This is a genomic window from Paenibacillus sp. FSL R5-0928 (assembly GCF_037970385.1).
Classification (GTDB): Bacteria; Bacillota; Bacilli; order Paenibacillales; family Paenibacillaceae; genus Paenibacillus_AQ; species Paenibacillus_AQ odorifer.
In genome coordinates this window covers 5,348,039-5,366,219 of sequence record NZ_CP150225.1, presented here as the reverse complement: position 1 = coordinate 5,366,219, position 18,181 = coordinate 5,348,039, and the positions used below count along the sequence as shown (strand labels likewise).

Below are 18,181 nucleotides of genomic sequence, written 5' to 3'. Positions count from 1 at the left end.
AGGAAAGACATATGAGAGGAGCCGTAGCTGTGGAGGGAAACAAGAGGAGAATCTCCATTAAGACATCCGGCAATAAGAATAACCCAGACAAGGAAAAGGAGAATAAGGCTTTTCCTGAAGTTAATCCTGAGTATCTAACAGCAGATCCGCGTAATCCCGAGGATATTCCGCTGGAAGAAAAAATGAATACGATGTACCGATTGACCTTTGAGTGGGCTCATATTTTGGAAAAATCCCGAATTTATCAATATACGGATCTACTATATTCACCTTGGCGGTTGATTTGGAGAAATATTTTATTTGGAGCAGCTCGGGGAGTTGGGATTGCACTGGGTTTTACTTTTTTTGCGGCAACGATTATTTATATCCTTCAGGGACTAGGCGCGCTCAATCTACCGATCATTGGGGATTATATTGCGGATATTGTGCGGATTGTACAGCGTCAGCTAGAGTTCAAATAGCCATCGAAACGTTAAGATTAAAAACAGCGAACCATTCCTTAAAACTGGAACAGTACGCCGTTTAAATGATTTTGTGTATGGGACATCTGTGTTTAGTCTTCCTCGAGAGGATCAAGACTATGGGTTGCCTCGTCACTGTCCAAATAACGCTGGTAGCTCCGTCCCGGCACTACAATCAGATTGTTGCCCGTGATATCTGTGGCGATAAAGTTCTCCCAAGGCTCTACGCAGCCTTCTAGCTCATCGGCTTCAATCTCCATATCATTATAAGAATCAATATTGTTGCCCTCCGCCATGGCGGGAGAATTCGAGGTACCCCAGCTTTCAACAATCTGCCAGGCATCCTCGCCGTCAAAACCGTTTTGATCGTCGCGCTCATCCAGACTGGTGCGTCCAAAAGGTGGAGATAACAGCTCCTCTTCCACTGGACGAGTGAAAGGTGCGTTTTGCCGCGGGTTGTGCTCTTTACAATAAAGTGTGGAAGGGATGGCAGATAAACGTTCAAAAGGGATCGGCTCACCACTAGCCTTGCATATCCCATAAGTGCCATTATCCATAGCGGATAAAGCAGCTTCAATATCGTCCAGCTCATGCTCGTCCCGTTCTAACAGTGAAATGTCCATGGAGCGATTATACAAATCGGTGGCTGCATCTCCTGGATGGTTGTCATTCTCGGAAAGTTCTCCGGAACCATCCCGCATGGATTCATCTAAGCCGTAATGCTCATTATTCTGAAGCCTGCGCTGAATCGTATCCCGATCTTTTTCCAATCGTGCACGTAGCTCTGAGAGCTGCTGTACTGTCAGGTGCGTCATAATGAGAAAGCTCCTTTCTGTACCTTTTATAAGAATCATTCCGACTTGCCGGATAACACCGGATGGTTCTTCTGTTAGGTTGACCGGAGAGCAGGGATTTTACCGCTGGAAAATAGTCCCCAAGATTGAACTTAGCGGATGTCCCGCAATAGACGATTCTTTAAGGGCTGTGCTACAATATACAAGTCTTTAAACAGTATTCGTACCGCATTTAGCGGGAAAAATAAGAACGGAGTGACAACTTCTGTGGTGTACTATTTGATTGCTCTTATTGTATTTTTGGTGGATCAAGGGACAAAGTATCTCATTGCTACACGTCTGGAGATCGGAGAACAGATTTCTGTTATCGGAGATTTTTTCCTGATTACCTCTCATCGCAATCGCGGGGCTGCTTTTGGGATTCTCGAAGGTCAGCAATGGTTCTTCTTTCTAGTTACGGTTGTAGTGGTTAGTGGTATCGTTTGGTATTTGAACAAGACTAGACACTCGCGGAAGCTGTTATCTGTTGCCCTAGGGCTTGTACTGGGTGGAGCTATCGGTAACTTCCTGGACCGGATAATCAATGGTGAGGTTGTTGATTTCCTTCTGTTCAATTTTGGGAGCTATAGCTTCCCGATTTTTAATGTGGCGGATTCTTGTATCGTCATTGGGGTTGGATTGATTCTTCTGGATTCTTTTCGTGACCTTAAAAACGGCGAAGAAATTACAGAAATAAAAGAAGTAAAAGAAGCAAAGGAAGTAAGAGAAGGGAATGAATGATTTGAATAAAGACGTCAATCACCAAGCGGCATCTACGAGCGAAGAAGAGAGGGACGTCACGGAATGGACCGTTTCGGCAGAGAACGCGCGGGAGCGAATCGATAAATATATTACGGAATCATGGGAAGAAGAAATTTCCCGTTCTCAGGTGCAGCTGTGGATCAGCGGCGGTAACGTTACGGTTAATGGCAAGCCAGTGAAAGCCAACTATAAGCTATCGGAAGGCGACGTGGTTAGCGTTGTTGTCCCTGAAGCAGAAGTAACGGATTTGATCGCGGAGAACATTCCTCTTGAAGTTGTATATGAAGACAGCGATGTCATTGTGATTAATAAACCCCGGGGCATGGTTGTGCACCCAGCTGCGGGACATCCGTCAGGCACCTTAGTAAATGCGCTGATGTATCACTGTAAGGATCTGTCCGGCATTAACGGTGAGATTCGTCCAGGTATTGTACATCGGATCGATAAGGATACCTCTGGTCTTATCATGGTGGCTAAGAATGATGCCAGTCATGCCTCACTTGCCGCACAGCTTAAAGAGCATAGTGTTACGCGCCGATATATTGCAGTCGTACACGGCAACTTGTCGCATGATAAGGGCACTGTTGACGCACCGATTGGCAGAGATCCACATGATCGCAAGCTATACACAGTAACCGAAAAGAACAGCAAAAAATCCGTGACCCATTTTACAGTAATGGAACGCTTCGGAGATTGTACACTGCTGGAGCTGCAGCTGGAGACTGGCCGCACGCATCAGATCAGGGTACATATGAAGTTCATTGGCCATCCACTTGTAGGTGATCCGATATATGGACGCAGCAAGGGCACTACGATGAATGGACAAGCGTTGCATGCGGCGGTGCTCGGATTTATTCATCCTACCACAGGTGAATATAAAGAATTCAGCAGACCTATTCCGGAGGACATGGAAGAAGTCCTGTTCACACTACGCAGCAGATAAGTACAAATGAAGTGATAATTAGTCTATGGTATTGAACACTACTTTACGGCATATTTAAAAACATAAGGATAAAGAAAGGGTAATGCCTTATTCTTTATCCTTATTTTTATAATGAAACGGATATCCGGAAACATACGCCATCCAAGGGACGGCGAAGCCGTTTCTTTTAAAAGTAGAATAGATATTCAGGAGATGAGATGACAGTATGAGTATTGAACAATACCAAGATAGCTTCATTCAGACTAATTTTGCAGACCGCATCGGCGGTGCCAATTATGGCAAAGACACTTCGATTTATAAATTCGAGAAAATCAAACGTGCTAAAGCATCCGCAAAACAGGATTTTCCTAACATTGAACTAATTGATATGGGCGTAGGCGAGCCGGATGAGATGGCGGATGCGGGTATCGTAGCTAAGCTTGCTGAAGAAGCAGCGAAGGAAGAAAACCGCGGATATGCGGACAACGGAATTGCCGAATTCAAGACTGCTGCTGCTGAATATTTGCGGGAAGTTTTCCGGGTGAAAGGTATTGATCCAGACACGGAAGTAGTTCACTCCATCGGATCGAAGCCTGCGCTGGCTATGTTGCCATCTTGTTTTATCAATCCAGGTGATATCACGATTATGACCGTGCCGGGTTATCCAGTCTTGGGTACACATACTAAATATTTGGGTGGACAAGTATTTACAGTGGAGCTGAAGAAGGAGAACAAATTCCTTCCAGATTTGAACGAAATTCCGGAAGACATTGCTCGTAAAGCTAAGCTTCTTTATCTAAACTATCCAAACAATCCAACGGGCGCTAGTGCCACTCCTGAGTTTTTTGCTGAGGTCGTTGCATGGGCGAAAAAATACGATGTAGTGGTTATCCATGACGCACCTTATGCTGCCTTGACCTATGACGGTTTGAAGCCACTTAGCTTCCTCTCCGTTCCAGGTGCAAAGGATGTGGGTGTAGAGCTGCATTCTCTTTCTAAGTCTTACAATATGACGGGTTGGAGAATTGGTTTTGTGGCTGGTAATCCGCTAGTGGTTAAAGCTTTCAGCGATGTGAAGGATAATAACGATTCCGGCCAATTTATCGCGATTCAAAAAGCAGCGGCTTATGGTCTTGCTCATCCGGAGATTACTGAAGCGATTGCGGATAAATACTCCCGTCGTCACAACCTGCTGGTTGATGCACTGAACAGCCTTGGCTTTAAGGCTGAGAAGCCAAAAGGTTCCTTCTTCCTGTATGTCGCTGCACCTAAGGGAATCAAAGGCGGCCGTCGCTTTGAATCCGGTGAGGATTTCTCCCAATTCCTGATTCGTGAGAAGCTGATCTCCACTGTGCCTTGGGATGATGCAGGTCCATTTGTTCGTTTCTCCGTTACCTTTATTGCTAAAGGTGAAGAGGAAGAGAGACGTGTCATCTCTGAAATTCAAAGACGTCTTAGCGATGTGGAATTTGAGTTTTAAGCATTGTTATTGAAATTAATGAGGCTGTCCGAAAAGTAGTGAATTCTACTTGGGGGCAGCTTCTTTTTTATTGAATAGGAAATGTGGATGTTGCTGTGCCTTATGACTATATGCCACGTGTCGTGTTCTGTACTATTGGGGTGGGTGGTGGATCAATGCTGTGTGTGATTTTCGTACAGCTTGCAGTAGATGATTTGTGGTAGCTGTGACGGTGGAATTTGTGCAGTGGACTTGTGTGGCGGACTTGTGTGGTGAGCTATATGCGTTCTGTGTTTGTGTGAAGTAAAGAGTGGGTTATAAACTAATTAGGGAAAAACTCCCTGAAATTAGCCGATATTCGCTCTGAATTTACGAAATCAGGGAAAAACTCCCTAATAATCAGGGGTTTTCTATATTAATCACTGAATCGGCCAACAATTAGGGAAGTTTTCCCTAATTACAAGTCTGATGAACAGAAATCACTGACTTTCAGGGAGAAATTCCCTAATTACTATATAAGAACCTCACCAATTGCATCATTTTCAGCATTACTAGGTGCGCCTCTTGAACCATTTGGACATCAAGTAGTGTTAAGAACATAAACGAGGTTGTCCCAAAAGCCATGAAACGGCTATTTGGGTTCAGCCTCGTTTTTTATGCAGATATACTGAGTACCGCTTTCCCCTTGTTGTTAATAGAAGTAAGGAAGAGAAGTGCAAAAGTTTAGGCAGAGAAAGTTGACATGAGGGGGTTGTTCTGTCATAATTCTTGTTAAATGAATAGCGCCTTTAATTCAGTCCTGTGAGGCTGGCAAGGTAACGTGAATCGAGGTTCGCGACTCTTAGAAAGGTATCCGTGTGTAAATACGGAACTGTCTTTTTATGCGCGCGGCCGTCATCTTCCTCATCTGCGGATTTCACTCCTTGCCTGTTATAGGCAAGGAGTTTTTTGATTTCCGGGAACTTGAATAGGCGAACAAGCTGGAGGGTGACAAGATTATGGTTACTGAGAAAAATGTCATTATGGATGAAACGGCGATCCGCCGGGCCTTATCGCGTATTGCTCATGAGATTTTGGAGAAGAACAAAGGTATCGAAAATTGTCTGCTGGTCGGCATTCGGACACGAGGTGTGTATCTGGCACAGCGTATCGCTGAGCGCATCAAGGAGATTGAAGGCGTCGAGATTCCATACGGTGAGCTGGATATCACACATTACCGGGATGATCGTGAAGTGGAAGGCAGTGAAGCAGTAGTGAAGAGTAACGTCGTTATTACTTCAGGAAGTGCTGGCATCCATGATCAGAAAGTCATTTTGTTCGATGATGTACTTTACACCGGACGAACCATCCGCGCGGCGATGGACGCTTTGATGGATTGCGGACGCCCACGAATGATTCAACTGGCAGTACTGGCTGACCGCGGACACCGCGAGCTGCCGATCCGGCCGGACTACATCGGTAAGAATGTACCTACCTCAAAGCACGAGCAGATTGAAGTGGCGCTGAAGGAATACGACGGCAAAGATGAGGTCTACATTATTTCAAACCGGGAGGAACGATAACAACATGACACTTACCAAGGTAAAGGAACGTAGTCTGCTGGGAATCAAAGAGCTTGACCGGTCGGAAATTATCCAACTGCTTGACAGAACAGCATTTTGGGACAATCAAAGTGAAAAGCTGACGCCCATCTTGAACTCCCATTTTATTTCTAACATGTTTTTTGAGAACAGCACACGCACACGCTTCTCTTTCGAGATGGCAGAGAAACGACTAGGTGCGCAAGTACTTAATTTTACGGCTGCAGCTTCTAGTGTAGAAAAAGGGGAGTCGATCTACGATACAGTGCGCACACTGGAATCGATGGGGATCGATGCCGGAGTTGTGCGTTTGAAGCCTGCAGGTGTGCTGCAGCAGTTAGCTGAGAAGGTGTCCATACCGCTTATCAATGCGGGCGACGGCAACAATGAACATCCTACGCAGGCGCTGCTTGATTTATACACCATGACCAAAACCTTTGTGGAACTAAAAGGCCTGACAGTCTCCATCATTGGGGACATTATGCATAGCCGCGTAGCGCGTTCTAATCTCTGGGGGCTTACGAAAATGGGAGCCAAGGTGCAGTTCTGCGCACCGGATAATATGAAGGCTCCTGAGCTTATGGAGTATGCGCCTTACGTAACTATGGAAGAAGCTCTTAAAGCGGATGTAGTAATGATGCTTCGAGTACAGCTTGAGCGCCATACTTCCGGCATTAAGCTGTCTGCTGAAGATTACCGTAGCCACTATGGTCTAACAGAAGAGCGGGCAGCTAAGCTGGCCAAAGACACAATCATTATGCATCCAGCTCCGGTTAACCGGAATCTAGAGATTGATGATGCAGTAGTAGAGTGCAGTCAATCGCGGATTTTCCCGCAAATGTCTAATGGCGTACCGGTTCGGATGGCGGTTCTCGAAAGAGCTTTACTATAAGCTTACAGAATGCTAACGTATAGAGACTAATAAATATACACAAAGATGAATTTTTATTATATAATAACGAGAGGGCCCGCAGCTGTGATCTGAGGGTAAAGGTAGAATCATGACAGTGATTATTAGAAACGCCAGCGTATTGAATAAGGAAGGCTTGCTTGAGCGCAAACACATCGAACTACAGGATGGTGTGATCTCGGCTATAATCGACGGAAATGAAGCTATCGGAGAAGCCACGGAGATCATTGATGCTGAAGGTAAGCTGCTCATTCCGGGACTCATTGATATGCATGTGCACTTGCGTGAACCGGGATTTGAACACAAGGAAACAGTGGAAACCGGAAGTCGCTCAGCTGCTAAAGGCGGATTTACAACCATTGCATGTATGCCAAATACTCGTCCGGTGACAGATAGCCCGGAGATCGTGCAATTTGTGAAAGACAAGGCGCGTGAAGCAGGACTAGTTAAAGTGCTTCCTTATGCAGCCATTACGAAAAATGAGCTCGGACGTGAGTTGACGGATTTTGCGGCGCTCAAAGAAGCTGGAGCTATTGGTTATACAGACGACGGTGTGGGCGTACAAAGTGCTCAAATGATGAAAGATGCAATGAACATCGCAGCATCGCTCGATATGCCAGTCATTGCTCACTGCGAAGATAACTCGCTGGTTGAGGGCTGCTGTGTAGCTGAAGGTGAGTTCGCTAAGAGGCATGGCCTCAAAGGAATTCCGAATGAGTCAGAAGCGATCCATGTTGGACGCGATATTTTGCTGGCAGAAGCGACAGGCGTTCATTACCATGTATGCCATGTCAGTACTGAACAGTCGGTGCGGCTGATTCGCCAAGCAAAAGAGATCGGCATTAAAGTAACTGCTGAGGTATGTCCGCATCACTTGCTTCTTGCTGAAGACGATATTCCAGGCCTTGACGCCAATTGGAAAATGAACCCGCCGCTGCGCTCCCGCCGCGATGTTGAGGCGTGTATCGAAGGGTTGCTTGATGGCACACTAGATATGATTGTTACAGATCATGCGCCACATAGTGAGGAAGAGAAAGCGAAAGGAATGCAGCTGGCACCTTTTGGTATCGTTGGATTCGAGACAGCTTTCCCCCTCTTATACACGGCGTTTGTAGAAACCGGAAAATGGGATTTATCCTTACTAGTACAAAGAATGACTGCCGATCCTGCACGGGTATTCAGATTGAACACCGGGGTTATGGAGATCGGAGCTCCTGCAGATTTGACACTGATCGATCTGGAGCAGGAAAAAGAAGTAGACCCAAGTTCCTTCGCAAGCAAAGGACGTAACACTCCTTTTGGCGGCTGGAAGCTTAAGGGTTGGCCGGTAAAAACTTGGGTGGACGGCAAAGCCGTATGGACTGAGAAAAACTAGCGGACTGGTGAGGCGAAATTGCTGATCTTTGCGGATCAGCAATTTGAGCGCGTACACTCCGGAAGGCATGCAAGGCATACGTATTAGACTACAGAACATGAAGGAGTGGAAGGGAATGCAGGCGAGATTGCTGCTTCAAGACGGAACTTTATTTACAGGTACCGCATTTGGCGCTGAAGGTGAAAAGACAGGCGAGGTTGTTTTTAACACAGGAATTACAGGATATCAAGAGGTGCTGTCTGACCCTTCATATTGCGGGCAAATCGTTACCATGACGTACCCATTGATCGGGAACTACGGGATTACGCGGGATGATTTCGAATCTGTTCGACCTTTCGTACACGGTTTTGTAGTGCGTCGTCATGAAGAAGTTCCAAGTAACTGGCGCGCAGAATACAGTGTGGACGACCTGCTGAAAGAATATGATATTCCTGGAATCAGCGAGATTGATACCCGGATGTTGACGCGGATTATTCGCCACTACGGAACAATGAAGGCGATTCTGACTACCTCTAATAAACGTGTAGAGGAATTGATGGAAATGATGGGCGACACTTCAATTGAAGAACTGCGCAATCAGGTAGCACGCACATCTACTCCAAGCATGTACAATAGCCCAGGAACTAAAGAACGCATCGTGCTGGTAGATTACGGAGCGAAGGCTGGTATCTTACGCGAGTTGAACAATCGCGGTTGTGATGTTGTAGTTGTACCTCATGACGTAACTGCTGATGAGATTCGTCGCCTCAATCCAGATGGTATCCAGCTGTCCAACGGCCCTGGGGACCCGAAAGACGTTCCACACGCAGTGAAGACGATCTCAGAATTGCTTGGTGAATACCCAATCTTCGGTATCTGCTTAGGTCACCAGCTGTTTGCACTGGCTTGTGGCGCGGATACAGAGAAGCTGAAATTCGGACACCGTGGCGGTAACCATCCGGTTAAAGAATTGGAGAGCGGACGTTGCTTCATTACTTCTCAGAACCATGGCTACACAGTGAATGAAGACTCTGTGAAGAGCACGGATCTAGAGGTTACTCACATTAATAATAATGATAAGACCGTTGAAGGACTTAAACATACCCGTTATCCTGCGTTTTCAGTACAGTACCATCCAGAAGCAGCACCGGGACCTCATGACAGCAGCTACTTATTCGATCGTTTCTTACAGATGATCGCTGATCATAAAGCTAACACACCTGTAAGCTCGCGCCAGGCGCAGCTTGCGGCAAACGCCAGAATCACGGCGCCAAAACCTACAGTAAAACAGCTTGAAGCCGTGAAAGGAGCTCTATAACATGCCTAAGAATGAAAAGCTTAAAAAAATATTAGTAATCGGTTCTGGACCGATTGTTATCGGGCAAGCCGCAGAATTTGACTATGCCGGAACGCAGGCCTGTCAGGCCCTGAAAGAAGAAGGCGTCGAAGTTGTGCTGATCAACAGTAACCCAGCGACTATCATGACTGACACCAATATGGCTGATAAAGTTTATATCGAGCCGATTACCCTTGAATTCGTAACTGGCATCATCCGTCAGGAGCGCCCAGATGGCTTGTTGCCAACTTTGGGAGGACAGACAGGTCTTAATATGGCTGTAGAATTGGCTCGTGCAGGAGTACTAGAGCAAGAGAATGTTAAGCTTCTAGGTACCCAGCTTGAGTCCATCGAAAAAGCAGAGGATCGCGATTTGTTCCGTGATCTGATGCGCGAACTGGAACAGCCTGTACCAGAGAGCACTATTATTACCACAGTAGATGAAGCGATGAAATTCGCTGAGGAAATTGGTTTCCCTCTAATTGTACGCCCGGCTTATACGCTTGGCGGCACCGGCGGCGGGATCTGCGACAACGAAGAAGAGCTGCTTGAGACTGTCAAAGCAGGTATTCGTTATAGCCCGATCGGACAATGTTTGGTGGAGAAAAGTATTGCCGGCATGAAGGAAGTTGAATACGAGGTTATGCGTGATGCGAACGACAACTGTATCGTTGTCTGCAACATGGAGAACTTCGACCCGGTAGGTGTGCATACAGGTGACAGTATCGTTGTGGCACCTAGCCAAACGTTATCCGATCGTGAATATCAAATGCTGCGCAGCGCTTCACTCAAAATCATTCGTGCGCTGAATATCGAGGGTGGCTGCAACGTGCAGTTCGCACTGGATCCGCAAAGCTATCAATATTATGTAATCGAAGTAAATCCACGTGTCAGCCGCTCTTCGGCTTTGGCTTCGAAAGCAACCGGTTATCCGATTGCCAAAATGGCTGCCAAAATCGCGCTTGGTTACACACTTGATGAAATCGTCAATCCAGTTACTGGACAGACCTATGCTTGCTTCGAGCCTACACTTGACTATATCGTAAGCAAAATCCCACGCTGGCCGTTCGACAAGTTCATTCATGCGAACCGTAAGCTGGGCACACAAATGAAAGCAACTGGAGAAGTTATGGCCATCGGTCGTACCTTCGAAGAATCCATTCATAAAGCAATTCGTTCCCTGGAAATCGGTGTACACCGTTTCCGCCTGCCGGGCGCTGAAGATTTGGAAGAAAGCGTCCTGCGTGAACGTCTGGCAAAACCTGATGATGAGCGGTTGTTCTTGATCGCGGAAGCCTTCCGCCGCGGATTTGGCTTGCAAGAGATCCAAGATATCACTAACGTGGACTGGTGGTTCCTGTCCAAGATCGAGGGATTGATCAACTTTGAAGAGGTTATCCGTGGGGATGAAAGCTTATCAGCAGAAACCCTGTATCAAGCTAAACGCAGAGGTTTTACAGACCGTGCGATTGCTGAGATTCGTGCAGAAGGACAAGCGAACGTTAAATTCATCAAAGAAGCTGATGTACGCGCGCTTCGTTTAGAGCGAGGATTAACGCCTGTATTCAAAATGGTAGATACCTGTGCGGCTGAGTTCGAAGCTTCTACACCTTACTACTACTCTACTTATGAGACTGAAAATGAAGTCATTCATTCCGATAAACAAAAGGTTATCGTGCTTGGATCGGGTCCAATCCGGATCGGTCAAGGGATTGAGTTCGATTACTCCACTGTGCATGCAGTATGGGCGATTCAGAAGGCAGGTTATGAAGCGGTTATTATCAATAATAACCCTGAGACTGTATCTACCGACTTTAATACTTCGGACCGGTTGTATTTTGAACCCTTGTTCTTTGAAGATGTAATGAACGTAATTGCGCAAGAGAATCCGATTGGGGTTATCGTACAATTCGGAGGCCAAACAGCCATTAACCTTGCTGCACCATTAAGTGCCGCTGGCGTTAAGATTCTCGGAACTAGCCTAGACAGTATTGACGAAGCTGAAGACCGGAAGAAATTCGAAGCTTTGCTGGCTCGTCTGGATATTGCCCAACCAAAAGGGAAGACGGTTATCAACGTAGATCAAGCAGTAGAAACTGCACAATCGCTTGGATATCCAGTCCTGGTACGTCCTTCCTATGTACTTGGTGGACGCGCAATGGAAATTGTATATAATGATGCGGAATTGCTTAGCTACATGGTAGAAGCGGTTAAGGTGAATCCGGAGCATCCGGTATTGATTGACCGTTACATGTTAGGTAAAGAGGTTGAGGTAGACGCAATTTGTGACGGTGAGACGGTAGTTATTCCAGGGATCATGGAGCATGTTGAGCGTGCAGGCGTTCACTCCGGTGACTCCATCGCTGTATATCCTCCGCAATATCTGGATGAAGGTCTGAAAGCAAAAATTGCTGAGATCACAATCAAGATTGCTAAGGAACTGAAAACGATTGGTCTGGTCAACATCCAGTTCGTTATCTATCAGAATGAAGTGTACGTAATTGAAGTAAATCCACGTTCATCGCGTACGGTTCCATTCTTGAGTAAAGTAACTGGAATTCCAATGGCGCATCTGGCAACCAAAATCATTCTCGGCGGCAAGCTGAAAGATGACGGTTATGCAGAAGGTCTATGGCCGGAAAGTGATTATGTATCGGTTAAAGTGCCGGTGTTCTCTTTTGCCAAGCTTCGTAGAGTAGAACCAACGCTCGGACCTGAAATGAAATCGACGGGTGAAGTTATGGGCCGCGATAAATTGTATGCAAAAGCTTTGTATAAAGGTCTAATCGGAGCAGGAATGAAAATTCCAGCAACCGGCGCTATCATCGTTACAGTGGCAGATAAAGATAAAGCAGAGGCTGTAGAGCTTATGAAAGGCTTCCACTCGCTGGGTTACAAGATCATTGCTACCGGAGGCACCGCTCAAGCGCTTGAAGAAGCAGGTCTCAACGTAATGAACGTGAACAAGCTGGATGAAGGTGCGCCGAACATTCTCGACTTGATTCGTGGTGGGCAAGCCAACTTCGTCTTTAATACACTGACTAAAGGGAAAACACCAGAGCGTGATGGATTCCGTATCCGTCGTGAAGCGGTTGAGAATGGCGTCGTATGTATGACATCACTCGATACAGTAACGGCACTGCTCAGAATGCTGCAGACGATCAACTTCTCGTCACAGTCCATGCCTGCTTTTGTCGGTCAATTAAACTAATCTCATAAAGATGTATAGGGCGGTTTGCGTTTACGCAGACCGTTCCGCTATGCCTAGGGGCTAATAAATGAAGAGTGTGGATTTAAGTCTGCACTGGATAGGAGAACGGTTATGGGACAGGGAGATGCAAAGTGGAATGAAATGGCGAATCGCTTGATGATCGCCTTAGATTACCCTGATGTTGCTGGGGCAAGAACCTTGATTGACAAGCTGGAAGGGATTCCTTGTTATATGAAAGTGGGAATGCAGCTTTTTTATGCAGCGGGACCGGAATTCATTAATGAACTGAAATCTCGGGGGTATTCTGTATTTGCAGATGTCAAAATGCATGATATTCCTAACACGGTAAAAGGCGGGGCAGAAAGCCTTACGCACCTCGGTGTGGATATGTTTAACGTACATGCCGCAGGAGGCTCAGCGATGATGGCTGCAGCACGGGAAGGCGCTGCTTCAGTAGTTAATGCGAATGCTGCGCTTAAAATGCCTTTGATTATCGCAGTTACACAGCTGACCAGCACGAGCCAAGAAGTGATGAATAACGAAATTGGAATCGCAGGAGACGTAGCAGATACTGTAGTCAGATACGCTAAGCTGGCAGCCGCTGCAGGTCTGGATGGGGTAGTGGCTTCACCGCAAGAGTCCTCAGCGATCGCAGAGGCTTGTGGACCCGCATTCTGCACAGTTACACCTGGTATCCGCCCAGCAGGTGCATCCTTAGGTGACCAGTCCCGGGTGATGACGCCGGGCAAAGCCATTCAGCAAGGCAGCCACTTCCTGGTGGTGGGACGTCCTGTTACAACTGCAGCTGATCCACGTCAAGCAGCACTAAATATTATTGAGGAGATGACCCTAGCATGAGTACATTAAATAGAAGTGAACAAGTAGCAAGTTATCTGCTTACGATAGGAGCGGTGGCACTGCGACCGCAGGAGCCTTTTACCTGGACCTCTGGTATTAAATCCCCGATCTATTGCGATAACCGTCTGACTATGGCTTACCCAGAGGTACGTAACTATATTGCTGATGCCTTCGCTGAGCTTATTAAAAGCCAGTATCCAGATGCAGAGGTGATCGCAGGTACAGCAACCGCAGGCATTCCTCACGCAGCTTGGGTAGCTGATAAACTCAATCTGCCAATGGCTTATATCCGCGATAAAGCTAAAGGTCACGGCAAGCAGAATCAGATCGAAGGCCTAATTAAGCCGGGGCAAAAGGTAGTCGTTATCGAAGACCTGATCTCTACTGGTGGAAGCTCCATCAAAGCAGCTCAAGCTGTGCAAGAAGCAGGCGCAGAAGCGTTGGCTGTATTGGCAATCTTCAGCTACGAGCTGGATCGTGCGGTCGATGCTTTTGCTGCCGCTGAAATGCCATTACAAAGCTTGTCCAACTACAGCACATTGATTGATGTGGCTCTTACACAAGGCGAGATCGCAGCTACGGATGTGGAACTGCTGAAATCTTGGAGAAAAGATCCGTCCGCATTTGGCGTTTAAAATAAATACCTGTGTATAGATTGGACGGGCCTCTCACATTTTGGTGGGAGGCTTTTCTTTTTAACTGCACCGAGTGCAATTAAAAGGAAAAGGTGCTCTGACACTCTGGAATACTATACTTTGCCCCGGTGATTCCATTGCGCTGTCGTCTCAAACGCAGAATAGTTGCAGTTCGTGCACTTAAACTAACCTTCCTTAGAAGATCTGGCGATATAGTTGCACTTTGTGCAATTATATCCGCCAGAAATCCGCCGAAAGCACCTAATAACGTTTTTTAACTGTACATAGTGCAATAAAAGGAGAAGCGCAACACACACAGCTGTAATAGTTGCACAAAGTGCAATTATCTTACCGTAGAAAGGCATATCAGGATCCTCAGAAAACTCCCGGAATGTTTTTTATAGAAATAATATGAAGAAATCGTAGCATAACTTTAAACAGCCTGTAACTTCCCCTCCTGAATAAAGCTATATACTGTTACTAGAATTATGGGTAATTATTCATAAGGTGGATGGATTGAGTATTTTATGGGAGGGTTCAAGAATGAATCATATAAATAATAGAAGGCTATGGCGGCGCTGGTTAAGCTTTGGAGTATGTGCTGCACTGCTATTGCCTTTAATTTCTGAAAGCAGGCATACAGCCTGGGCAGAGGCTTCTAAGCCATCTACAGAACAGCGCGTGTTACGTATTGGCAGCCTCTGGTCTGGAGAAGACGATTCTTCTTTTCGTCAGCAGTTTACAGATATGTATGAATTGCAGCATCCTGAAATCAAACTTGAGATTATTCCAGCCATCAATATGAATGAGCTTCGTTTTGACAGCACCTATCCAGAGGTTAACCCAGATAATCTGGAGAATATCCGAACAATTATGGGCGGTGCACAGCCAGTTGATGTAATCGTCGGTGATAGTACATTGGTGAAGAGTTTGGTGAAGCATAATCTGGTGCAATCGCTGGAGCCGCTTATCGCACGAGATCAATATGATTTAAGCAATATGGCACCTACAATGTTAAATGGAGTACGTGAGCTGGGTGGAGGAAGTCTTTACGCATTAGCACCGACCTTTATGTCGAGTGCGTTATATTTTAACAAAGGTATTTTTGATGCTGCTGGTGTAGGTTATCCGACGGACGGAATGACTTGGGATGAAGTGTTCGCGCTGGCCGAAAAGGTGACCAAGAAATCGACAAATAAAGATAAGCGTATATATGGATTTTCGATGAACCGTTATATGAGCGATCCTTTCTGGGATATGCAGACCTATGTCTCACCGCTTGAGCTTGCTATGTATGACAACAAGGGACATAAGATGGAGGTAAACCAAACACAGTGGAGTCAAGCTTGGACGACCTACAGCCAATTGGTGAAAAAGCAAATTACACCTGGGTTAAACGGTATGGATTTTATAGAAACAGAACGGAGCACGTATAGTCCTGTCCAAGGGGATCTATTCCTTACCGGAAAAGCTGCAATGGTAATTGGAGAATACGATTATCTTAATGAGCTTGCAGGTGTGAGCCGCAATGCAGCAAAAATTAAAAATTACAGTCCCGTCGATTGGGGTTTCGTTACCGTACCTACTTTTAAGGAGAAACCAGGAGTGGCTGTAGGTACTTGGGTAGGTAATATGATGGCTATCAACACTATGGCTGCTAATAAGGAAGATGCTTGGGATTTGATCAAGTTCGTCAACAGTAATGAGGTAGCCAAAATTAAAGCTCATACCCGCGGGGAACTAACTTCCCGTAAGGATTACATTACCACGAAGGTACCTTCAGTAAATCTGGAATCCTTCTATACGCTCAAACCATTACCAGCCAATGATCCTTTGATGAACGTCCTACAAACACAGAAGCCTGGAATTAGCCGTATTAACGATGTTGGGCGCCAACTATTCACAGAAGTTTATCAGGGCAAAAGAACGGTGGAGAGTGCCCTCAAAGCTTGGGAGAAGCAAGGGAATACCATGCTGGGTACGCTCGAAAAAGATCCCACATATTATTTCGACTCTATAGGGGATTAAGTTTTGGAATATGTAGCGGCCACCGGATTTCCGGTGGCTTATTTTGTGGAACTTGGGCATGATAAGTTCAGAGCAGCGTGAGATTAATTTGCAAAAAGGAGAAGAGGGCATCATGAATTGGATATACTTCGCGAAACTGTTCAGAACGAGATTTCAAGCAGGTTGTTTAGCAAAAAGGTTGGAGCAAGATGGCTGGATTTATGGCTACCATGACCCAAGTTTTGTGGAAATTTATCGATCCCGCAAAGGAAGATATGGGGTTAGATTTTTGCCTTGAGAACTTTTACAAATTCCTCCTTGACGTAGACCCATTTTGTACTGTATATTATTTATTGTCGCTGTTTGAATATTATTTCTGACGCGGGGTGGAGCAGCCCGGTAGCTCGTCGGGCTCATAACCCGAAGGTCGCAGGTTCAAATCCTGCCCCCGCAACCAATTTTATTACAACAGCAATTGTACATTCGGATATTTTTAGATCCGGGCCCTTAGCTCAGTTGGTTAGAGCGGTCGGCTCATAACCGATTGGTCGGGGGTTCGAGTCCCTCAGGGCCCACTTATCAAAAACCCTTACTTTGTAAGGGTTTTTTGCTGTCTATAAGCTTAGCAATATAAGAAAGTAGAATGGATAAAGAACAGAATTTTGAGTTTGCTAACGGATTTGCTAACTGGAATTATTTTTCTGCAGTTTCGAGCTGTTTTTCAGCGTATTTATTCAGTTCTGCTTCAATTTTATCAACGGCCTCTTCCTGCATGATTGGGAGTAGGTGTGAGTATTATTCGTTGAACATCGCTGGAGTCATACCCAGTCGTTCAGCAGCTACCTACCTTTAGCTTTATATAGCTCCGACCAGAGTAGCAACATACTAAGTCAATTTCCTTGTATGAGTCCTCGTATTCTTTTTTTTAGCCCCGATTTGCGTATAGCGTTCCTTAAGACCATCAATAATATTCTGAAAAACCTTGCAAAGTACCACTGGTTATCATTGTAGCCAATCTAGAATATTTCTAGTGTCGTTGTAGAGTACGGCAGTTTACTTCTCTTCCACTGCCGCTCTTGCTAAGGCGCATGCAGGTAACTGTTCTTTGTTAGTAGGGGGATTTAATAAATTTTAGTAGAAGGTCTGACATTCATTTTAAATAAATGTTATAATTATTAAATCAGTGTGTAGAGATATTGGTCTTTTTTGTTGGGCCAAAAATATATGTCTCATGATACGTCTGCCATCTGAAATATTATTCACGGAGATGACAAACATGCATGGAGACAAAAGACTGCCCAGAAACGGAAAAGAAGGTATACTATTTTTACTCATTATTTCAATCATTTCAGTAAACACTATTGCCCCTATTATTGTGGGGTTGGAACGTGGCTTCAGTAAGGAAGTGTATATAGATACACTAAAGGTTATTCCGTTTATGTGGATGATCGTAGTTTTATCTGTAAGATTAGTTGCAGGACCGATTGTCGGGAAAGTGATGCCGAAATTCATGGGACAAACAGATGGATTTAATGCAAGGATTCTGTTGAATACTTTATTGAATGTCACGGTGTTATCTATTTTACTATCAATTATCGGCACATGGGTTGGGACGAAACAAATAAGCCTGGATCCACTTAAAAATTTCCTTCACATCTGGCCAAGAAACTTTGGTATAGCATTTTGGATTGAACTGTTGGTTGCGCAGCCGATAGCAAGATTTGCAATGAAAACATTACACGCAAGACAGGATCGAAAATCGGAAAGTGTAAATGCGTAACTAGCTAGAATTTTGTAGACGAATAAGAAAAAAAGGAGCGTCCATGGTGGGCGTTCCTTTTTTATGTCGTAGT

14 protein-coding genes and 2 tRNA genes are annotated in these 18,181 nt (G+C 45.5%); 15 read left to right on the top strand and 1 reads right to left on the bottom strand.

What is annotated here, in order from left to right; all coding sequences use genetic code 11:
- The first annotated feature begins 164 nt into the window (after positions 1-164).
- Positions 165-461, top strand: a complete 297-nt coding sequence (locus tag MKZ16_RS24290) for a DUF5665 domain-containing protein (RefSeq protein WP_051491300.1) — start codon at positions 165-167, stop codon at positions 459-461.
- 92 nt (positions 462-553) lie between these two features.
- Here the strand turns inward: MKZ16_RS24290 and MKZ16_RS24285 are convergent, their stop codons facing one another.
- Complete coding sequence (locus MKZ16_RS24285) at positions 554-1,276, bottom strand: TraR/DksA C4-type zinc finger protein (protein WP_036683605.1); 723 nt, start codon at positions 1,274-1,276, stop codon at positions 554-556.
- Positions 1,277-1,522: 246 nt separating this feature from the next.
- On the opposite strand from MKZ16_RS24285, the gene lspA reads away from it, so the two are divergent.
- The 14 genes from lspA (at position 1,523) to MKZ16_RS24215 (ending at position 18,108) form a co-directional block, all read left to right on the top strand.
- On the top strand, positions 1,523-2,035 hold the full coding sequence (lspA, locus tag MKZ16_RS24280) for a signal peptidase II (protein WP_036683603.1): 513 nt from the start codon (positions 1,523-1,525) through the stop codon (positions 2,033-2,035).
- On the top strand, positions 2,028-2,999 hold the full coding sequence (locus MKZ16_RS24275; RefSeq protein WP_038572843.1) for an RluA family pseudouridine synthase: 972 nt from the start codon (positions 2,028-2,030) through the stop codon (positions 2,997-2,999). The genes lspA and MKZ16_RS24275 overlap by 8 nt, the downstream gene beginning before the upstream one ends.
- Before the next feature lie 205 nt (positions 3,000-3,204).
- On the top strand, positions 3,205-4,458 hold the full coding sequence (locus tag MKZ16_RS24270) for an LL-diaminopimelate aminotransferase (protein WP_076103788.1): 1,254 nt from the start codon (positions 3,205-3,207) through the stop codon (positions 4,456-4,458).
- A gap of 977 nt (positions 4,459-5,435) precedes the next feature.
- Positions 5,436-5,999 (top strand): bifunctional pyr operon transcriptional regulator/uracil phosphoribosyltransferase PyrR, encoded by a 564-nt coding sequence (gene pyrR / locus MKZ16_RS24265; RefSeq protein ID WP_036683379.1) that lies wholly within the window; start codon positions 5,436-5,438, stop codon positions 5,997-5,999.
- 4 nt (positions 6,000-6,003) lie between these two features.
- Positions 6,004-6,909: an aspartate carbamoyltransferase catalytic subunit gene (locus tag MKZ16_RS24260; protein WP_076103789.1), complete on the top strand. Its 906-nt coding sequence runs from the start codon at positions 6,004-6,006 to the stop codon at positions 6,907-6,909.
- 109 nt (positions 6,910-7,018) lie between these two features.
- A complete protein-coding gene (locus MKZ16_RS24255) occupies positions 7,019-8,302 on the top strand; it encodes a dihydroorotase (protein ID WP_076103791.1) in 1,284 nt (427 codons plus the stop codon).
- 115 nt (positions 8,303-8,417) lie between these two features.
- Positions 8,418-9,599: a glutamine-hydrolyzing carbamoyl-phosphate synthase small subunit gene (gene carA / locus MKZ16_RS24250; protein WP_051491286.1), complete on the top strand. Its 1,182-nt coding sequence runs from the start codon at positions 8,418-8,420 to the stop codon at positions 9,597-9,599.
- 1 nt (position 9,600) lies between these two features.
- On the top strand, positions 9,601-12,828 hold the full coding sequence (carB, locus tag MKZ16_RS24245; protein WP_038572837.1) for a carbamoyl-phosphate synthase large subunit: 3,228 nt from the start codon (positions 9,601-9,603) through the stop codon (positions 12,826-12,828).
- Between the two features lie 111 nt (positions 12,829-12,939).
- The gene (gene pyrF / locus MKZ16_RS24240; RefSeq protein ID WP_038572835.1) at positions 12,940-13,686 is read left to right on the top strand and encodes an orotidine-5'-phosphate decarboxylase; all 747 of its coding nucleotides are present in this window, start codon (positions 12,940-12,942) and stop codon (positions 13,684-13,686) included.
- Positions 13,683-14,321 carry an orotate phosphoribosyltransferase gene (gene pyrE, locus MKZ16_RS24235; RefSeq protein ID WP_036683370.1) on the top strand — a complete coding sequence of 213 codons (639 nt, stop codon included), beginning with the start codon at positions 13,683-13,685 and terminating at the stop codon, positions 14,319-14,321. Before pyrF ends, pyrE begins: the two co-directional genes overlap by 4 nt.
- A 543-nt stretch (positions 14,322-14,864) precedes the next feature.
- Positions 14,865-16,349 (top strand): extracellular solute-binding protein, encoded by a 1,485-nt coding sequence (locus MKZ16_RS24230; protein WP_076098559.1) that lies wholly within the window; start codon positions 14,865-14,867, stop codon positions 16,347-16,349.
- A 359-nt stretch (positions 16,350-16,708) separates the two neighbouring features.
- Positions 16,709-16,785: transfer RNA gene (locus tag MKZ16_RS24225), tRNA-Met, on the top strand.
- A gap of 44 nt (positions 16,786-16,829) precedes the next feature.
- Positions 16,830-16,903 (top strand) — tRNA-Ile (locus MKZ16_RS24220).
- A gap of 701 nt (positions 16,904-17,604) precedes the next feature.
- Positions 17,605-18,108 carry a hypothetical protein gene (locus tag MKZ16_RS24215; RefSeq protein ID WP_038572831.1) on the top strand — a complete coding sequence of 168 codons (504 nt, stop codon included), beginning with the start codon at positions 17,605-17,607 and terminating at the stop codon, positions 18,106-18,108.
- Positions 18,109-18,181 lie beyond the last annotated feature (73 nt).

Bases quoted from the DNA above. Each gene is read 5' to 3' on its own strand.
- MKZ16_RS24285 (WP_036683605.1), bottom strand. From the start codon at position 1,276: ATGACGCACCTGACAGTACAGCAGCTCTCAGAGCTACGTGCACGATTG.
- MKZ16_RS24275 (WP_038572843.1), top strand. From the start codon at position 2,028: ATGAATGATTTGAATAAAGACGTCAATCACCAAGCGGCATCTACGAGC.
- MKZ16_RS24270 (WP_076103788.1), top strand. From the start codon at position 3,205: ATGAGTATTGAACAATACCAAGATAGCTTCATTCAGACTAATTTTGCA.
- pyrR (WP_036683379.1), top strand. From the start codon at position 5,436: ATGGTTACTGAGAAAAATGTCATTATGGATGAAACGGCGATCCGCCGG.
- MKZ16_RS24260 (WP_076103789.1), top strand. From the start codon at position 6,004: ATGACACTTACCAAGGTAAAGGAACGTAGTCTGCTGGGAATCAAAGAG.
- MKZ16_RS24255 (WP_076103791.1), top strand. From the start codon at position 7,019: ATGACAGTGATTATTAGAAACGCCAGCGTATTGAATAAGGAAGGCTTG.
- carA (WP_051491286.1), top strand. From the start codon at position 8,418: ATGCAGGCGAGATTGCTGCTTCAAGACGGAACTTTATTTACAGGTACC.
- carB (WP_038572837.1), top strand. From the start codon at position 9,601: ATGCCTAAGAATGAAAAGCTTAAAAAAATATTAGTAATCGGTTCTGGA.
- pyrF (WP_038572835.1), top strand. From the start codon at position 12,940: ATGGGACAGGGAGATGCAAAGTGGAATGAAATGGCGAATCGCTTGATG.
- pyrE (WP_036683370.1), top strand. From the start codon at position 13,683: ATGAGTACATTAAATAGAAGTGAACAAGTAGCAAGTTATCTGCTTACG.
- MKZ16_RS24230 (WP_076098559.1), top strand. From the start codon at position 14,865: ATGAATCATATAAATAATAGAAGGCTATGGCGGCGCTGGTTAAGCTTT.
- MKZ16_RS24215 (WP_038572831.1), top strand. From the start codon at position 17,605: ATGCATGGAGACAAAAGACTGCCCAGAAACGGAAAAGAAGGTATACTA.